This window comes from Paenibacillus sp. EPM92 (assembly GCF_016586185.1).
GTDB lineage: Bacteria > Bacillota > Bacilli > Paenibacillales > NBRC-103111 > Paenibacillus_G > Paenibacillus_G validus.
This window is the reverse complement of the sequence record NZ_BCPS01000064.1, coordinates 135,878-151,769: the sequence shown is the minus strand read 5'-3', so window position 1 is coordinate 151,769 and position 15,892 is coordinate 135,878. Positions and strand designations below refer to the sequence as shown.

The window sequence follows — 15,892 nt, the reverse complement described above, 5'->3', positions numbered from 1 at the left end:
TTCGGCTGCTCCAGGCGTCAGCCGAACGGTCTCGGCGATCGTTCTTCACGCATTATCGATGAAACGCCTTCCAGAATGGCTTATCGGTGCCGAGAATGCTGCGGATCTTCGAGTAAGGAATGCGGAAAGTCGGAAAACCGGCTGCATATGGCGCGATATCATACGGATTGAAATAGATGTACAGCGCATCCCCTTTGACGTAAAACGGCTGATTCGGCGCTATGCCTTTGTAACTGTCCGGAAAGACGTAGTCATACTTCGGATCGGTCCGGATTTGCTCGCCGATGATCGCGCTGAGCGTCTTCACATAGTCGGCGCCGGTTTTGAATAAATCTTTCAGCTCGTAAAACCGCCCGCTCTGCAGGTCGACATGGGGGTAAATCCGGCTGGGCATGCCGTGTGCCGCGCCATACGGGTAGTTGTATCCCGTAAGCTCCAGCACGAGCAGCCGTTTGCGGAAGAACGCGACTTCATATTCGCCCGTATAGCTGTAGATCAACTGCTCTTCGCCGATCGGCTTCACTTGCGAGAGCTCTGCCAGCTTTTGATTCGCTTTTCGCTGCGCCAATGAATTTTGCATGCCCTTGATCTGCGGGTAATAAACGAGATAGTCGCGGTTCGGCTTATACTTGAGCTCATGCAGCTCGTACGACCCGCGCAGCTTCAGCGTTTGGCTCGGTTCCCAGACGACGCGCCCCGCAGCGTCCAAATACGACGTTCGCCGGTCGACGTTCGCCTGGATCAGCGGGCCCATCAACGTCAACGTCCCGCTGCCGGGGACGGAAGGCAGTCCCGGCGCCGGACGTCCGCCGGTGTCGATGAAATAGGTGTTTCGATCGTCGTAAACCGAAGCTAGTCCTTGGGCATACTCCTGAACCCCGTAAAAAACCGGTTTCGTCAAAAAACGCCCGCGGTCGTCCGCAATCGCATATTTCGATCCGATAAAAGGCTGACTGGCATCGATCGGGTAACCGACGGCAAGCCGATGCTCGCCAAGCTGATCCAGTCGGTTGTATTGAGGCTTCAGCACGTATTCGCCCTTCGGGTCGATCAATCCGTACCGATCGCCCAGATCCCATTCCATATTTACTACCGCGCGCCCGTCCCGGAAGGGCTGCGCGAACACATACTGCGGAGCGATGACAACCTCGCCCTGCTCGTTCATATACCCGTACTTGCCGCCCTTCTCCCGCTTGAATGTGAGCAAGCCTTCCCCAAGGCCGCCGGCATATTCAAGGTTGTACGTATGCAGACGATTGCCGTCACGCCCGATTAGCGCATACTCCCCGTCTTTCACCTTGACGACGGCTTTGCCGTCCTTGAAATCTCCGGCACTTTCATATACGAAAGGAATCGCTTCGCCGCCCTGCAGGTTCAAATAACCGTATGGGCCGGCGGCCGAACCGGGCGCGGAAGCCATTGCCAGCCCGTCACGGTAAGGACTGATGAAGCTGTACGCCTTCGCCGTCAGCACGGAGCCTTGCTCGTCGATCACTTTAAAGCCGTCGCGGTCGATCGCGATCGCCCGGCCTTCGGTGAACGGGGATATCGAATCAAACTTCGGCTTTACGCGGTACTGGTTTCGGCGGTCGATCGCCCCGCTGCGTCCGTCCACACTGACGATCGCCAGTCCGTTGTCCTGAAACGGATTCGCTTCATCGTATTGCGGCGAGATGATCATTTTTCCGTTGAGATTGATATATCCCCACTTCGTACCGTTCTTTGTTTTCTCGGCTGCGGGATAGAGCTCGCCCGCCCGCATGAGTTCCCCGGATTGTGCGGAATCCCCAGCTTCGGACTGTCGGGCTTTGTTCCGGGCCTCTTGCAGATGTTCTCCGTAGAACGAATAACCCGGATACATCCACGCCAACCGTTCATAGTACTGGGCGACCTTCGGAAAATAATACGGATATACGTCGTAGGCGGGAACGAGTTCTCCTTCCTGAAGCCGGTACACGTCAACATGGTAAGCTTCTCCCGTGTCGTGCGCCCATAACGCAAGCTCTGCAATACCGTCACGTTCGTGCGCGCCAGGCAAATCCGCCGCTTCCACATACGTGAACGATACCCCCGCCGGAGCGACGTCCTTCGCCGTACCATCCTGCCAATCGTAAACGGAAAGCTCGGACCCTATAGCCCCGACCTGCCAGCCGACGACAAGATCCATCCGGTTTCGGCCGGTGACCGGAGCGGCCTGCAGCGTACTGACCGAATAACCGTTCCCCTTCAAATCCGCTGCCGGCCGCCAGTCCGCTCCGACCGCTTTTAGAACAAGAACATGGGCATCGCTGCCCTTACGATACGCAGCCGCAATCTCGGACCGTCCGTCCCCGTCGAAATCCGCTGCAACCCACATGGGATGTCCCGTCTGCCCGTACCGGATCAACTCCGCCCCCTCCGGCAGGAAGGCTTGCGCCCAAGCGGTCGCTTTACGCTCGTCATACGCCATCTTCACACGCTCCCCTCTCAATATGCCTGCTGCTACTAACATATGGGCGATCTCCCCGATTGGTGAGTACGTGCATGGTTCCGCTGCGGCGATTCACGCCTGTGCTGCCGGATACTCTGCTGAAGTCTGGACCATGACAAAACGGCCTGCCCCTTGGGCAGACCGCTTGAGCTTTCATGAGGTTGGATTCGCAGTCAGGCCGCGCTTACGCTCCCGACGCTGCGGCTGGCGCAGACTCGGCTGGCGCAGGCGCCGCAGACGATGCCGGCGGCGTTTGGCCGTCATGCTTGCGTTCGACGAATTGCTTGAGGGCCTCGTCCATGTTTTCTTTCAGCTTGGCGATCAATTGATCTTGAGAAATTCCTTTTTCCTGCGCGATTTCAGACAGCGACTTGCCTTGCTGCAAGGCCGAAGTCAGCTCTTGCTGGGTGATGCCGAGCAGGGTCGACAACGACTCCGGATTGCCGAACATTCCGAATCCGCCATGCCCGCCGTGTCCGCCCTTGCCTCCGAGGAACCCGCCCGGGCCTTTCCCCGTGCCGTTAACCGCCTGCTTCAGACGATCCGCCAAGTCCGTTTTGTGCTTATCGGCTTGCTCTTGCGTGATCGTACCGGCGCTGACGGCGTCGTCCAATTTTTGGGTCTCCGCTTCGACCAGCTTTTGCACGAACGCCTCTTCGCTTAAACCCGCCTTCTCCTGCGCGATTTGGGCGAGCGTTTTTTGCTGCTGAAGCTCGCTTTGGATCACGGATGCCTCAACTCCGAGCACAGTCGCCGTTTCCTCGATGATGCCGCCCTTCATGCCGAAGCCTCCGCGCCCGCCGCGCTCGAAGCCTTGCTCGCCTCCTTCGCGATTACCGCGTTTGCCGAAGCCGTGCTGGCCATTCGGCTTCTGCGCCTGGCTGCTGCCGTCCGTCACGCTCGTGTCCGCCGCCGTGTCCGCCGCGTAAGCCTGCGTGTAGTACAACCCTGCGCCTCCGAGTAAGAAAGCTGCTGCTACCGTACCTGCTGCGATTTTTTTGCCAATCGTATTCATGTTCATTTCTCCTTTGTGTTTTCGTTTAGTTTTTGTTCTACACTTTGAAGTATAGGCGCCCAATCTTAAACGAACATGAAGGATAGCTGAGCGCTGCTTGAACGTTGGCTGAAAATTGGCTGAAAACGTCAGGATTCTTGGTTTATTCATCGTGCTTGAAAGGCAGCCACGGTAACGAGTCTTGCCGTTTCTCTGCTGCGGTATGGGTAGCATTTCCAGCACTGCATGCAGCGTAGACCCCTTAAAGAAGACACCATTGTTCCGCTATCTCCTGCTAGTTCTATCATGTTGCAATAGTAAAATGCCGGCGGTAATCGGACTAAGCTTACTATAAAGTATAAGATTACGGATGAGATTACGGATTCTCCAAGTTTATAAACGACATGACGATTGCTCCGATGCATGAACCGCATGCAGCAGCGTGAATCGGTTCGGCCTTACCCGGGGCGCTTCGCGCAAGCTTCTGGACAGCAATTCGTCGTCGATGCCAAGCTGATCCGCCGTTTCCGGACCGCCTGCTTGCAGCAGCAGCCGCTTCAGTTCATCGGCGGTTGGAATCTCGCGCACACCGCGCCGCAGCTCTTCGCCGTGGCCCGCGGCAAGCTTGTCGAACGACTCGTCCGCGGCGAGCCGGTGATAGGTCTGCGCGATGACCGCGCAGGCAACGCCCACCTTGGCGCCATGCAGCAGCTGCTTTCGGCCGAGACGCAAATACTCCATCTCCCAATAGTGGGATAAATGGTGCTCTGCCCCCGACGCCGGATGCGACTGCCCGAACAGCTGCATCGCAAGCCCCGACTCGATCAGCGCGTTCATCAGAATGCGTAGGCCCTCCGTGCTTCGCTCCGCGATCGCTTCCGCGCTCCGGACGCAAGCGAGGAGCGCTTGCTTCGTAATTTGCGCGGCGGCCGGACAATACGGCTCGTCCCGAACGAGATGGCCGAAGCGCCAGTCGAACAGCGACGTGTACTTGCCGAGCATGTCGCCGAAGCCCGCCGCCACCAGAGGCTGCGGCGCCTCGATCAACACGTCGAGGTCGGCGAAGATAGCATCCGGCGCGATCGCAGGAATCGTTATTTTCTCTCCGCCGATGATGAGCGGCGCGCCAACGGAAGTAAAGCCGTCGACAGACGGGGCGGTCGGCACAGAGATGAACGGCTTGCCCATCTTGAAGGCGATAAACCGAACCATATCGTGCAAGGTGCCGGACCCGACGGCCAGCAGCGCATCGGTCCCCTCTTGCGGGATGTCGAGCATGAGCCGAATTAAGCCCGCTTCGTCGGCCACGACGTCTCCTTGCGCATCCGGCTTCGCCCCGGCGAGTACGGTGCGAATACCGGCTGCGGCAAGCTCTGAGGCGAGCCTGCCGCCCGCTGCGCGATAGGTGTTCTCATCGGACACGAGAGCGACCTGGCGGTAGCCGCGTTCTTTCAGATAAGGCGCCGCTTCGAGCAGCGCACCTCTTTCCACAACGATCCGGTCCAGCGTTAGCGGATGATGCTTGCAGCAGGGGCAGCCTGCGGCAAGCGAAGATATAGATCGGACCTGTGACGGTTCCAGTTCCTGCATGCATAGTCCTCCTCAACAGGGTAGTCTGTTTACTCTAACCGACGAAAGGACAGCCGTACGCGTCGCATACGTCTGTCCTTCTCGTCGGATTCGGGATGCCCCGTTACCGGGTCAGGCTTCTTCCTTGATCGCTTTGCAGTCCGCCTGTGCCAAGGTAGCCTCCCGGAGCTATCACAATGCCAAAGGTCTGCCAAACAAATCGGCCGCTCATCTCCAACCGGCGCAAATTCGGATCACTTCCACTTTCGTAAACGCGGCTGGCAGCGAAAAAGTTCCACCCCTATGTTTCCAGCCGATACTGTCCTGACACGCCCGTGCGCTTATTCGAGTCAGGTCTGATCGCAGCCTCTATGCATCCCGAGCAGAGCCGCTTCATGGTCGTTGTAATAGCCCGCAGCCACCGCCGCATGAAGGGCTGCGCCAAACGCCGCCTCCTCCTCCACGTCCGCGACGAATAGCTGCTGCCCCAGCCTCGCTTGCAGCAGCCGCCGCATCGCCGGATTGCGGCGTATGCCGTTGCCCGAAGCGCTGACGGACGTCACGCCGGCACGCAGCTGCTGCGGGATCGCCTCCACGAACCCGAGCAGCTCCTCGATGATCCCGTTCATCCATCCGACGATCAGATGCTTCGGCGTCAAGTTCGACGGCCGCAAGCCGGTGATGTAACCCGTCGCTCCCGGCGACTGCCGCGTCCCGTACAACAAAGTCCCGACCTGCGGCCCATTCGCAAGCCCCGCCGGGAAGTCCGGCCCCGCTTCCGCCATCGCCTCCAGCGCCAGCTCGTTCATACGCGCGTACAAACTTCGCCCGTCGCCAAACTCCGGCATAAACGCACGGCACGTCTCCCGGAAAAACCGCTCCAGCAGGGCGTACGACTTGCCGCCGTTGAGCGATGCGCCGACCAGCAGATAACCTCCGCCCGGGCAAGGTCGCGCTTCGATGCCTTCACCTTCCATCGCTTCCGGCGAGAAGGCGGATACCTGCGCACCGGTGCCGATATTGAAGAGCAAGCTCCCCTTCAGCGTCTTCACCGCGCCGAGGAAACTTGCCTGGTTGTCGCCGATCGCGATGGCGACCAGCTTGCCGTCCGGCGTCCGGCCCGCCGTGTCGCCGGCACCGGCCACCCTCGGCAGAATGGCGGCGTCGAGCCCCGCCTTCGCCATCGCCGATAGATCGAATCGCTGCGCTCCGAGCGAGAACAGCCCGAAGCCGGCCGCATTCGAAGCATCCGTCACGGGGGCGGCCGCGCCGCAAAGCTTCATCGCCACGTAGTCGCCGATCGCGCACAGCGCCACGGCCTCAGCAGGCACTTCGCCATGCGCGGCATTGTAGGCATGCGTGACCAGCCCGTAGCCGGTCGCCAGGCGATAGCCGGTCAAAGCTTCGAGTCGGGCTGCGTACGTGCTTCCCCCCGCATCGATAAGCTCCTCGCCGCGCCGGTCCTGCCAGGTGACGAGCGGTCCGACCGCTTGTCCGCTGCCGTCGACATAGACGATGCCGTGCATCTGGCACGAAATGCCGATGGCGCCTACATGCCGCCATTCGTCGCCGCATTCGGCAATCATGGATTGCACGAGCCGGACAATCCGATCCGGCTGCTGCAGCGCCTCCCAACTGCGGGAGGACGCAAGCCCCGCATCGTTCGGACGCGTGATCGTCCGAAGCGCTTTTCCGCTAAGCACATCCGCAATGATCAGGCACAGCGACGTCGTACCGATATCGATTCCCGCAGTTTGCATCCCGCTTGCGCTCCCTTCCTTGAAATCACCTGCATACGCTGCCACCCTTGTTCAACGCCAAAAGGCTGCCGAGCATATTCGCCAGGCAGCCTTCGTGATGAAACTTACAGCTTGTTGAACGTTTCGGTCAATACCGGAACGATTTGCGATTTACGCGAGACGACGCCTTTCAGCAGCGCCTTGTTGTCGTCCAGCTTGACGTTGTACGCCTGCTCGACCGCATGAGCCGCGCGACCGAGTGCAAGTCCGACGGAATCGTTGTTCAGGATATCCGTCACGACGAATAAGAACAGATCCAGACCCTTCTCGGCGATAATGCCGTTCAGTGCCGCTTCCAATTCCGCTTGACGCGCAAGCACATCGTTCGTGTCGACGGCGTTGACTTGCGCAATCTCAACCTTGTAAGCGCCCATTTGGAATTCTTTCGCGTCCAGCGAGATCAGCTGGGCGATCGTTTTGTCGCTCAGATCGGCTCCCGCTTTCAGCATTTCCAAACCGTAGCTCTCGGCGTTCACACCGGCGATCTCGGCCAATTCGCGAGCGGCGGCTACGTCTTCTGCCGTGCAAGTCGGGGATTTGAACAACAAGGAATCCGAGATAATCGCGGACAACATCAGACCTGCGATGTTTTTATCGATGGCTATGCCGTTTTCCTTGTACATTTTATTCAGGATTGTTGCCGTGCAGCCTACCGGCTCAGCGCGGTAGTAAAGCGGATGGCTTGTCTCGAAATTTGCGATCCGGTGGTGGTCGATAACTTCGACAACGCGCACTTGATCGATGTCGTTAGCGCTTTGTTGACGCTCGTTGTGGTCGACCAGGATCACATTCTTCGCTTCGCCGGCTACCGCTTCAACCAAACGCGGCGCTTCTACACCAAATTGGTTCAATGCGTATTGCGTCTCCCCGTTTACGCTGCCCAGACGGACTGCTTCGACGTTTTGGCCTAATTTGGTTTTCAAGTCGGCGTAAGCAAGCGCCGAGCAAATGGTGTCGGTGTCGGGGTTTTTGTGCCCGAAAATAAGTGTTTTTTCCATGATACGGCTCCTTATGCGTGTATTGGCGAGAACGGCATCTCGTACTAAGTAATGCCCATACTCGATTATAACGTGAAATGCTCCTCATTCCAATGCCTTTACACAGATTTGTTTACACCATTTCGAGCGATTCCTTCAACCGGACAGCTTCCGGCAGCAATCCCATCACTTTCGCCCGCAGTTCCGGACTCTCGTGCAGCTCTTCGCTTAGAATGGCCACGAGGCCACGGTCGTCACGGGAGCGGATCAGCCGCCCGATTCCCTGCTTGAGACGCAGCAGCATATAAGGCAAATCGACCTCTTCATACGGAGATGCCGCCGACTGACGCTTCGCCATAAACACCGGATCTTGAGGCGGCCAAGGCAGCGACCATACGATGACGTTCGACAGCGACGGTCCGGGCACGTCGAGCCCCTCCCATAAGCTGACCGCGCACAGCACGCTCAGTTCGTCCTGTTGAAACGACGAGATCAAATGGCTGATCTCTTGGTCGCCCTCGAACCAAAAGCGCATCGCCGCGCATTCCGGATAATAAGCGACTTCGCGTTTAAACCGCACCAGCTCGTCTTTGGACGGGAATAAAATAAGCGCCCTGCCTTCCGTATGCTCCAGCAATTTGACGGCGGTTTTCATCTTCTCCGTGAACGTCCCCCGGTAAGACCATTTGGGAGCGATAACTTCCATTTGATGCTCGTACTCATACGGCGAAGCGACGGAGAAAGACAAGTAACGCTCCACCCCGAGGCTGTCCGTCACAAAATCGAAGGAACCGTCCACGGATAACGTAGCGGAAGAGAACACGATCGGCATATTTGCCGAAAAAACCCGTTCGCGCAGCACTTCCTTCACGGTTCTCGGCATCATGACGAGAGTAAGTCCGTTCACGCTTTCCGTCGCCCAGCAAATGAGCGATTCCGGCTGCCCGAACAAGCTTAAAGCCTTCTGCATCATCTCCAGATGCTCCTCGACGATACGCAGATGGTAGGCATTCAGGGTGTACAGCTCGCTCTCAAATACAAGCTCTTCCTCAATCGCCGTGAGAATGCTGCGGAACCGGTCCACCTCCTCAAGCAGCTGATCGCTCAAGACGATCTGCTTCCGGTCGGAGCCGGGGATTTCCCGGCTTTGCCGCTCCAGGACGCCGAACATCGCTTCGCTCTGCTCAATCGCCTCGTCGATCAGCACCGCGAGCGATTCGCGGATTTCTCCTTTTAACAAACGCGTAATCAGTTCTTCAAATACGACATGCTTCAGCTTGTAGGTCAGCGCCTTCTGGGCGGCCGACTCCAGCAAATGTCCTTCATCGAATACGACGGCGCAGTGGTCCGGCAGCAGCGGCAGCTGGCCTTCCCGCTTTCTTCCCTCATACGTCCACACATGCTCCATGTAGAAGTCGTGCGAGCAAATGATCAAATCGCCGGACCGCCGGTAGTGATCGCGGGAAAGCGTCTGCCCGCAGCGGTGCCTTTTGTCGCAGACGAAGCAGTCCTGAAAGGCGTCCCAGCCGATTTTGTTCCATTGCTCATCGTTCAGGTGCGGGTAAAACTTCCGGTCGCCGTAAGCGTAGAACGATTGCAGCGCTTCGTGCGTATGCACAAACTCCGGCAAGCTCTCGTACAGGTCCTTGTACATCTCGACATCCTCGTATCCGAATCTCGCCTCGTCGAGCTTGACCAGACACACGTACTGATCCGGCGATTTGCCGAGTCTGGCGTCTATGGCCATACCCAGATGCCGGGCCAGCTTGGCGATATCCCCCTCGGGCTTGACCAGCTGCTCGATCAACGATTCGTCGGCACAGGCGATAACCGCCGGCTTCTGCATATAACGCGCGTAACAGATCGCATACAATAAGTAAACTAGCGTTTTCCCCGTCCCTACGCCCGCTTCCGCGAAAATGGCCTGTTTCTCGGCAAACGCCCGTTCCAGCTGAAACGCCATATAAATTTGCTCGTCGCGAACCTCGAAGCCCGCTTCCGGCAATATATCGTAAAACACATCCGCGATCCATTCCGCAACCTGCTGAATGAACGGCTGCGAACGGTCGTAAGCAAAAGGATACCGCTCCACTATGATTTGGCCTCCATCCAAGTAAATTCAAGGAAGAAAACCATATTATCACACGATCCGCGTATAAAAGCAAAGAAAAAAGCAACCGGCCGCCCCTGGCAGCCCATTGCCTGAATGCCTGTTATTGCTCACGAATACATAGGCTTCTCCATACAAAGGCTCAGTTCAGATGTTGCTCTCCTGATCCTCTAAACTTTTCGCCTCGTGAAATAAGCACATCTGAATAAAATTCAATCTTCTCTCTGGTCAGGGCCATGATCTCCGATAGCTTAGCCTGCTGCGCCTCCAGCTCGGTGTAATGCTGCTGCAGAATGTCCAGGCGATTCGTTACGGCGTCCGTGAGATCCTCGTTCCCCGATGGAGCCCGATCCAGCAAGCAGCCGTCCTTGACGAAAATGGCGATATGCGCCAAAGACATGCCGGTGTCCTTCAAGCTCAACAGAAAGCGGATAAAGCGCAAATCATCTTCCGAATATAGCCGGGCTTTGCCCGGTCCGCGCCGGGCCGGCTCAGGCAGCAGCCGGATTTTCTCATAATAACGAAGCGTATAAGCGGTAATGCCTAAGCGCTCCGCAGCTTCCCCCACCGTGAGCATCTTGTAGCCTCCTTCCACGGCTGCCCTATCTATCCTCACAAGCAGTCTACTATTATTTTACCGATTGTGCGGGAGGATTCAATAAGACGGTGGGCCTCGGCCGCCTCCTGCAGCGGGATCACAGCATGGACGACCGGCTTGATCCGGCCCTCGGACAACAGCTGCAGCAGCGCTTGCAGGTCCAGCCGGAACCACGACGGATGCTCTCTTTTCCATTGCGTGACGCTGTAAGCGGAGGCCAGCACCGGCTTCTCACTGTGCCATTGCCCCTGGGAAAGCCGGGACCAGTCCCCCCGGAGCCGGGACGCAGCTTCGGCATCCGGTCCGGCCGTTAAGACGGAGGTGAAGCCAAAACCAACTAAAGCACCGCCCGGTCTTAACGTTTGAGCGGATCGCCGCCAATTGTCCCCCCCGATCGGGTCGAAAACAGCATCCACCCCGTCCGGGTACCGTTCAAGCACGGCTTGTACGAAATCTTCCGACCGGTAATCGATTCCCATGGCGCCGTAACCGCGGACCGACGCTAATTTCGGCTCGGAGGCCGTCCCGATCATCGTGAGTCCAAGCACTCGTCCCAGCTCCAGCAGCGCCGTCCCGACCCCGCCGGCAGCGCCATGAACAAGGATGCGGCGCATACCCTCCTTCTTCACGGCGCGATGCAGCAGCTGATAAGCCGTCACATAATTCAGCACGAGGCAAACGGCTTCATAAGGGTCTATGGATGCCGGGACAGGAATCGCATCCTGCTCGCGAACTCTTACATACCTGGAATAGGCGCCGGTACCGTCCAAGCAAAAGGCCACCCGCTCTCCCGCACGTAAACCGGACACCCCCTCCCCTACAGCTTCAATTCGGCCGACGCCGTCGTAGCCTGGGGTAAAAGGAGGCTTTGGCCCTCCGGGATAAACGCCTTTTCGCCGCATCACATCGCCTAGCGCCACGCCTGCGGCATCCACTCGAATCAGCACCTCGCCGGATGCCGGAGCCTGCAAGGGTTCATCCATCAACCGCAAGACGTCGGCTTCTCCGTAAGCCGTCACGATCACTCTTTGATTCATCGTTCATCCTTCCCTTCCTGATTGGATGAACCGATCATACAAGTTAGAGTCAACTCGAAGTCAATACCTGAATGCAACGCACAAAATCCCCCGAATTCGCTCATCCCTAAGCGTCATGGGGGGATTTCTCCTTGAATCTGAGATTATGAGTTCAGACGATCCATGATCCACGTCTCCGTCCGCTTCGGCCATGCTTCGCCCCGCTCCCACGCCAACACGAACGCCTCGTAGCGGCGCTGCTCGGGGAATGCGTCCAGCGGCCCGAAATACCGCTCTATCGCCAGAGCTTGCGAATCGTGTGCGCGCAGGGCTGCCGCCTTCACCGGCCAATACGGCTCCGTATCGAGACGAAACGCGGGCTGAACGCCTTTCTCGGCAAGCGGATCCGACAAAATATAATACAGCTTCTCTACGTGCGGGCACCATCCGTCCAGCACCGCCTTCGTCGCAATGCGCGAGATCGCCATATGATCGGGGTGGTAGTTGCCTCCGTCTTCGGGGAACGTCACGACGACCGGCGAACGGTGCCGGTTCAGAAACCCGGCGACGCGCCGAACGAACTCCGCTTCGTCCGCCTCCTGCAGCTTGCCGTCGGGATACGCGAGATGCTCCACCGCGGACAGCCCCAGAATTTCGGCCGCCCGGCTCATCTCCGCCTCGCGCAGCTCGGCAAGCTCCTCGTTGCTCAAGTGAGCGAACGCGCCGTTCTTTTTCCCGGCGTCTCCCTTCGTAGCAAGCAGCAGCACCGGGGCGTTTCCTTCATCAGCCAGTCGCCGGATCAAGGCGGCGCTTAGGAACGTTTCATCGTCGGGATGGGCAAATACCAATGCAATCGGCTCGGTCATCTCTTTCGTTTCTCCTTTCTCAACGGCCATAAGCGCCCGTTATAACAACTTGAGTCCGGATACGCTCTGCCCGGCAATGCTTTTCTCCATCGGGGGCAGAACAACGACGGTTAACGAGCCGGAAGGCACTTCCGTATGACCCGCGTCCCGAATGGACAAATAACCTTCGTCCGTTAGGCGCAGCAGCTCCCGCTCACTTCCTTTTAACACGATTTTTTTCTGCCCTTGATTCAGCCATGCCTGGTACGTTTCGTGAGAGCCTTGATCTTGAAGCAGCACGTGCAGGGTCATCGTGGTCGCCGCATGCGCGACCTGTGCGGCAATCTTCCCCGCAGACATCGACAGTTCTTCATTGACGACGTAATATTGCACCAAATCGCGATTCGGAGACTGCATATCAAGGACTCCTCCCCATTAGTCATTTCCATTCCATTATAGACGGTTCGGGGAGGAACTCAAAATAAACGTTTACCGGTATGCCCGGAGGCGCTCGTTCATTTCCCGAGTGTGCGCATACACGCTTTTGTAAATCTCGAACAACCCGCGATACGTCTCCACGTTCGCCGGAATCGGCTCGAAGCGGCGATCATACGCAACGAACGATGCCGCGCATTCGCTTAAGGATGCGAACCAGCCGCAGCCGACGGCGGCCAGCATTGCCGCGCCCAGCGCCGGACCCTGCTCGTTCTTCAGCTTCACAACCGGCGCGCCGAAGATGTCCGCCTGCATCTGCAGCCACACGTCGTTCTTCGCGCCGCCGCCAATCGAAACGATCGTCTCCACCGCCATGCCCGCCGCCCGGAACCGTTCGAGCGACTCATTCAGCGAGAACGTTATTCCTTCCATCACCGCGCGGGTCAGGTGCTCCCGGCGATGCGAGCCGTCCAGCCCGACGAAGCTGCCGCGGATGACCGCGTCGGCATGCGGCGTGCGCTCGCCGACCAGATAAGGGGTAAACAGCAAGCCGCCCGCACCGGCCGGCACCTCCGCGACAAGCGACAAGAAGGAATCAAAGCTTTCGTCCGGCGCTATCGTCTTCTTGAACCAATCCAGACTGTAACCGGCCGCCAGCGTCACGCCCATCGCATAGAAGCCTTCCGGCTGCGCATGGTTAAAGAAGTGCAAAGCGCCCGCAAAGTCCTGCTCCCGCTCCTCATAGGCGAGGATCACGCCGGACGTCCCGATGCTGCACAGCGTCGCGCCTTTGCCGACAATGCCTGCGCCTACCGCGCCGCATGCATTGTCCGCGCCGCCGGCGAACACCTTCGTCGACGCCGCAAGCCCGGTTTGACCGGCTATTTCCGGCAGCAGGCCGCCGACATGCTCCATCGCTTCGGCAAGCGGCGGACACAGCTTCGGATCAAGGCCGAACGCTTCGCAAATGTCGGTACTCCACCGTTTGCCGATCACATCGAGCAGCAGCGTGCCCGCCGCGTCGGTTATATCCATGTGCAGCTTGCCGGTCAGCCGGTAACGCAAATAATCTTTCGGCAGCAGGAAAACCGCAGCCTTGGCGAACAGCTCCGGCTCGTGCTCCTGCACCCATAACAATTTGGGCAGCGTAAAGCCTTCAAGCGCCGCATTTTTCGTAATATCGAGCAGCCTGGACCCCAGTTTTGCTTCAATCGCCCGGCATTGCGGGGTCGTGCGCGTATCGTTCCACAAGATCGCCGGACGCAGCACTTGACCTTGTCCGTCGAGCAGCACCAGCCCGTGCATTTGCCCGGAGAAGCTGATTCCCTCCACCTGCTCCGGCTGAACGCCGCTCGTCTGGAGCAGCTCGCGCAGCGTGCCCAGCGTTTGCGTCACCCAATCTTCCGGGTGCTGCTCGCTGTACCCCGGCTGCTCATGCTGCAGCGGATAGGTTCTCGACGCTTCGCCGCAAATCATGCCCTTCTGATCGACAAGCAGCGATTTGACCGAACCGGTACCCAAATCGATGCCGATTACATAGCTCATGCTGGAATCCTCCCCGTCATTCGAGAAAAAAGGGACTGCAGCAGTCCCTTGCTTTCGTTATTCTTCATTCTAGTATACCGCTGCTTACACCGAGAACAGGTACTCGTTCAGCTGCGCTTTGATGAGCTCCAGCTTGCCGGATTTGTTGCGGATGCGGTCTTGGGCGAGCGCGTATTGCTCCAGCTTGCGGAAGTCCGTCGTACCGTTCACGATGTCGAGGCCGATACCGCTTTGGAACGAGCTGTAACGTTCGCTGACGATGTTCTCGAAGAAGCCGTCCTCGATCAATTTCGCCGCCACCTTCAACCCTTTGGCGAACGTATCCATGCCCGCAATATGCGCGTGGAACAAATCCTCCGGCTCGAACGACGATCTTCTCACCTTCGCGTCGAAATTGACGCCGCCGGAGCCGAGTCCGCCGTTCTTGAGAATTTCGTACATCGCTAACGTTACGGCGTACAAGTCTGTCGGGAACTCGTCGGTATCCCAGCCGAGCAGCAGGTCGCCCTGGTTGGCATCGATCGAACCGAGCATACCGTTGATGCGCGCGACGCGCAGCTCATGCTCGAAGGTGTGGCCGGCCAGTGTGGCGTGGTTCGCTTCGAGGTTCAGCTTGAAGTGTCGATCCAGGCCGTACTTCTGCAGGAACGCGATGGACGTCGCCGCATCGTAATCGTACTGGTGCTTGGAAGGCTCCTTCGGCTTCGGCTCGATCAGGAATTGGCCGGTAAAGCCGATTTCCTTCGCATACGCAATCGCCATATGGTAGAACCTCGCCAGGTTGTCGAGCTCCAGCTCCAGGTTCGTATTGAGCAGCGACTCGTACCCTTCGCGTCCGCCCCAGAACACGTAGTTTTCAGCGCCGAGCTCCACGGCGGTTTCCAGACCTTTTTTCACTTGAGCAGCCGCATAGGCATACACTTCCGCATTGGACGTCGTCGCCGCCCCGTGAACGAAACGCGGGTTCGAGAACATGTTCGCCGTGTTCCACAGCAGCTTCACGCCGCTCGTTTTCATGTGTTCTTTGATTTGCGCTACAATGACGTCGAGGTTCTCGTTCGTTTCCTTCAATGAATGGCCTTCCGGCGCAATATCGCGATCATGGAAGCAGAAGTACGGGGCATCGATTTTCGTGAAAAATTCGAATGCCGCTTCAACGCGGACTTTCGCGAGGTCAAGCCCGCTGTACCCGTTCCACGGCCGAATCGCCGTATCCGCGCCGAACGGGTCGCTGCCGCCGCCGGTCATCGTGTGCCAATAGGCCACTGCGAAGCGAAGATGCTCCTCCTGCGTCTTCCCGAGCACGACTTCCGACTTGTTATAGTGCTTGAATGCGAGCGGATTCCGGGACTGTTTGCCTTCAAACTGAATGCGATTCACCGTATTAAAATAAGCCATGGATAAGTCCTCCTTATCGGTTGGAGATGAATTGGCAACGCTTTCCTTTATCCTAACATGCTCAACTTAGTTTGTCTAGTAAACAAAGTAAGTTGATGTTTTCTTTTTGTGAAAACGTGGTATGATGGAGAAAATC

Annotated in this window: 12 protein-coding genes; all 12 read right to left on the bottom strand. The window is 58.0% G+C overall.

Annotated features, from left to right (window positions below; translation table 11 throughout):
* Positions 1-52: 52 nt before the first annotated feature.
* The 12 genes from JMF85_RS13025 to xylA all read right to left on the bottom strand — a co-directional run bounded on the left by JMF85_RS13025 (position 53) and on the right by xylA (position 15,756).
* Positions 53-2,491, bottom strand: coding sequence for a WG repeat-containing protein (locus JMF85_RS13025; RefSeq protein WP_236595845.1), 2,439 nt, complete (start codon positions 2,489-2,491; stop codon positions 53-55).
* Positions 2,492-2,654: 163 nt separating this feature from the next.
* On the bottom strand, positions 2,655-3,485 hold the full coding sequence (locus JMF85_RS13020; protein WP_127606994.1) for a hypothetical protein: 831 nt from the start codon (positions 3,483-3,485) through the stop codon (positions 2,655-2,657).
* 372 nt (positions 3,486-3,857) lie between these two features.
* On the bottom strand, positions 3,858-5,054 hold the full coding sequence (locus JMF85_RS13015; protein ID WP_201318343.1) for a sn-glycerol-1-phosphate dehydrogenase: 1,197 nt from the start codon (positions 5,052-5,054) through the stop codon (positions 3,858-3,860).
* Positions 5,055-5,383: 329 nt separating this feature from the next.
* Entirely contained in the window at positions 5,384-6,793 is a 1,410-nt protein-coding gene (locus JMF85_RS13010; RefSeq protein WP_201318342.1) for a sedoheptulokinase, read from the bottom strand.
* A 104-nt stretch (positions 6,794-6,897) separates the two neighbouring features.
* Complete coding sequence (locus JMF85_RS13005; protein ID WP_201318341.1) at positions 6,898-7,830, bottom strand: manganese-dependent inorganic pyrophosphatase; 933 nt, start codon at positions 7,828-7,830, stop codon at positions 6,898-6,900.
* Positions 7,831-7,942: 112 nt separating this feature from the next.
* Positions 7,943-9,901 (bottom strand): ATP-dependent DNA helicase, encoded by a 1,959-nt coding sequence (locus JMF85_RS13000; RefSeq protein WP_201318340.1) that lies wholly within the window; start codon positions 9,899-9,901, stop codon positions 7,943-7,945.
* Between the two features lie 160 nt (positions 9,902-10,061).
* Positions 10,062-10,496 (bottom strand): MerR family transcriptional regulator, encoded by a 435-nt coding sequence (locus JMF85_RS12995; protein ID WP_201318339.1) that lies wholly within the window; start codon positions 10,494-10,496, stop codon positions 10,062-10,064.
* Between the two features lie 35 nt (positions 10,497-10,531).
* Positions 10,532-11,554, bottom strand: coding sequence for a medium chain dehydrogenase/reductase family protein (locus JMF85_RS12990; RefSeq protein WP_201318338.1), 1,023 nt, complete (start codon positions 11,552-11,554; stop codon positions 10,532-10,534).
* A gap of 143 nt (positions 11,555-11,697) precedes the next feature.
* Complete coding sequence (locus JMF85_RS12985) at positions 11,698-12,399, bottom strand: PIG-L deacetylase family protein (RefSeq protein ID WP_201318337.1); 702 nt, start codon at positions 12,397-12,399, stop codon at positions 11,698-11,700.
* Positions 12,400-12,438: 39 nt separating this feature from the next.
* Positions 12,439-12,795, bottom strand: coding sequence for an aminoacyl-tRNA hydrolase (locus tag JMF85_RS12980; protein WP_127607008.1), 357 nt, complete (start codon positions 12,793-12,795; stop codon positions 12,439-12,441).
* Between the two features lie 72 nt (positions 12,796-12,867).
* Positions 12,868-14,358 carry a xylulokinase gene (gene xylB / locus JMF85_RS12975; protein ID WP_127607010.1) on the bottom strand — a complete coding sequence of 497 codons (1,491 nt, stop codon included), beginning with the start codon at positions 14,356-14,358 and terminating at the stop codon, positions 12,868-12,870.
* Between the two features lie 84 nt (positions 14,359-14,442).
* Positions 14,443-15,756, bottom strand: coding sequence for a xylose isomerase (gene xylA, locus JMF85_RS12970; RefSeq protein ID WP_127607012.1), 1,314 nt, complete (start codon positions 15,754-15,756; stop codon positions 14,443-14,445).
* Between the last annotated feature and the right edge of the window lie 136 nt (positions 15,757-15,892).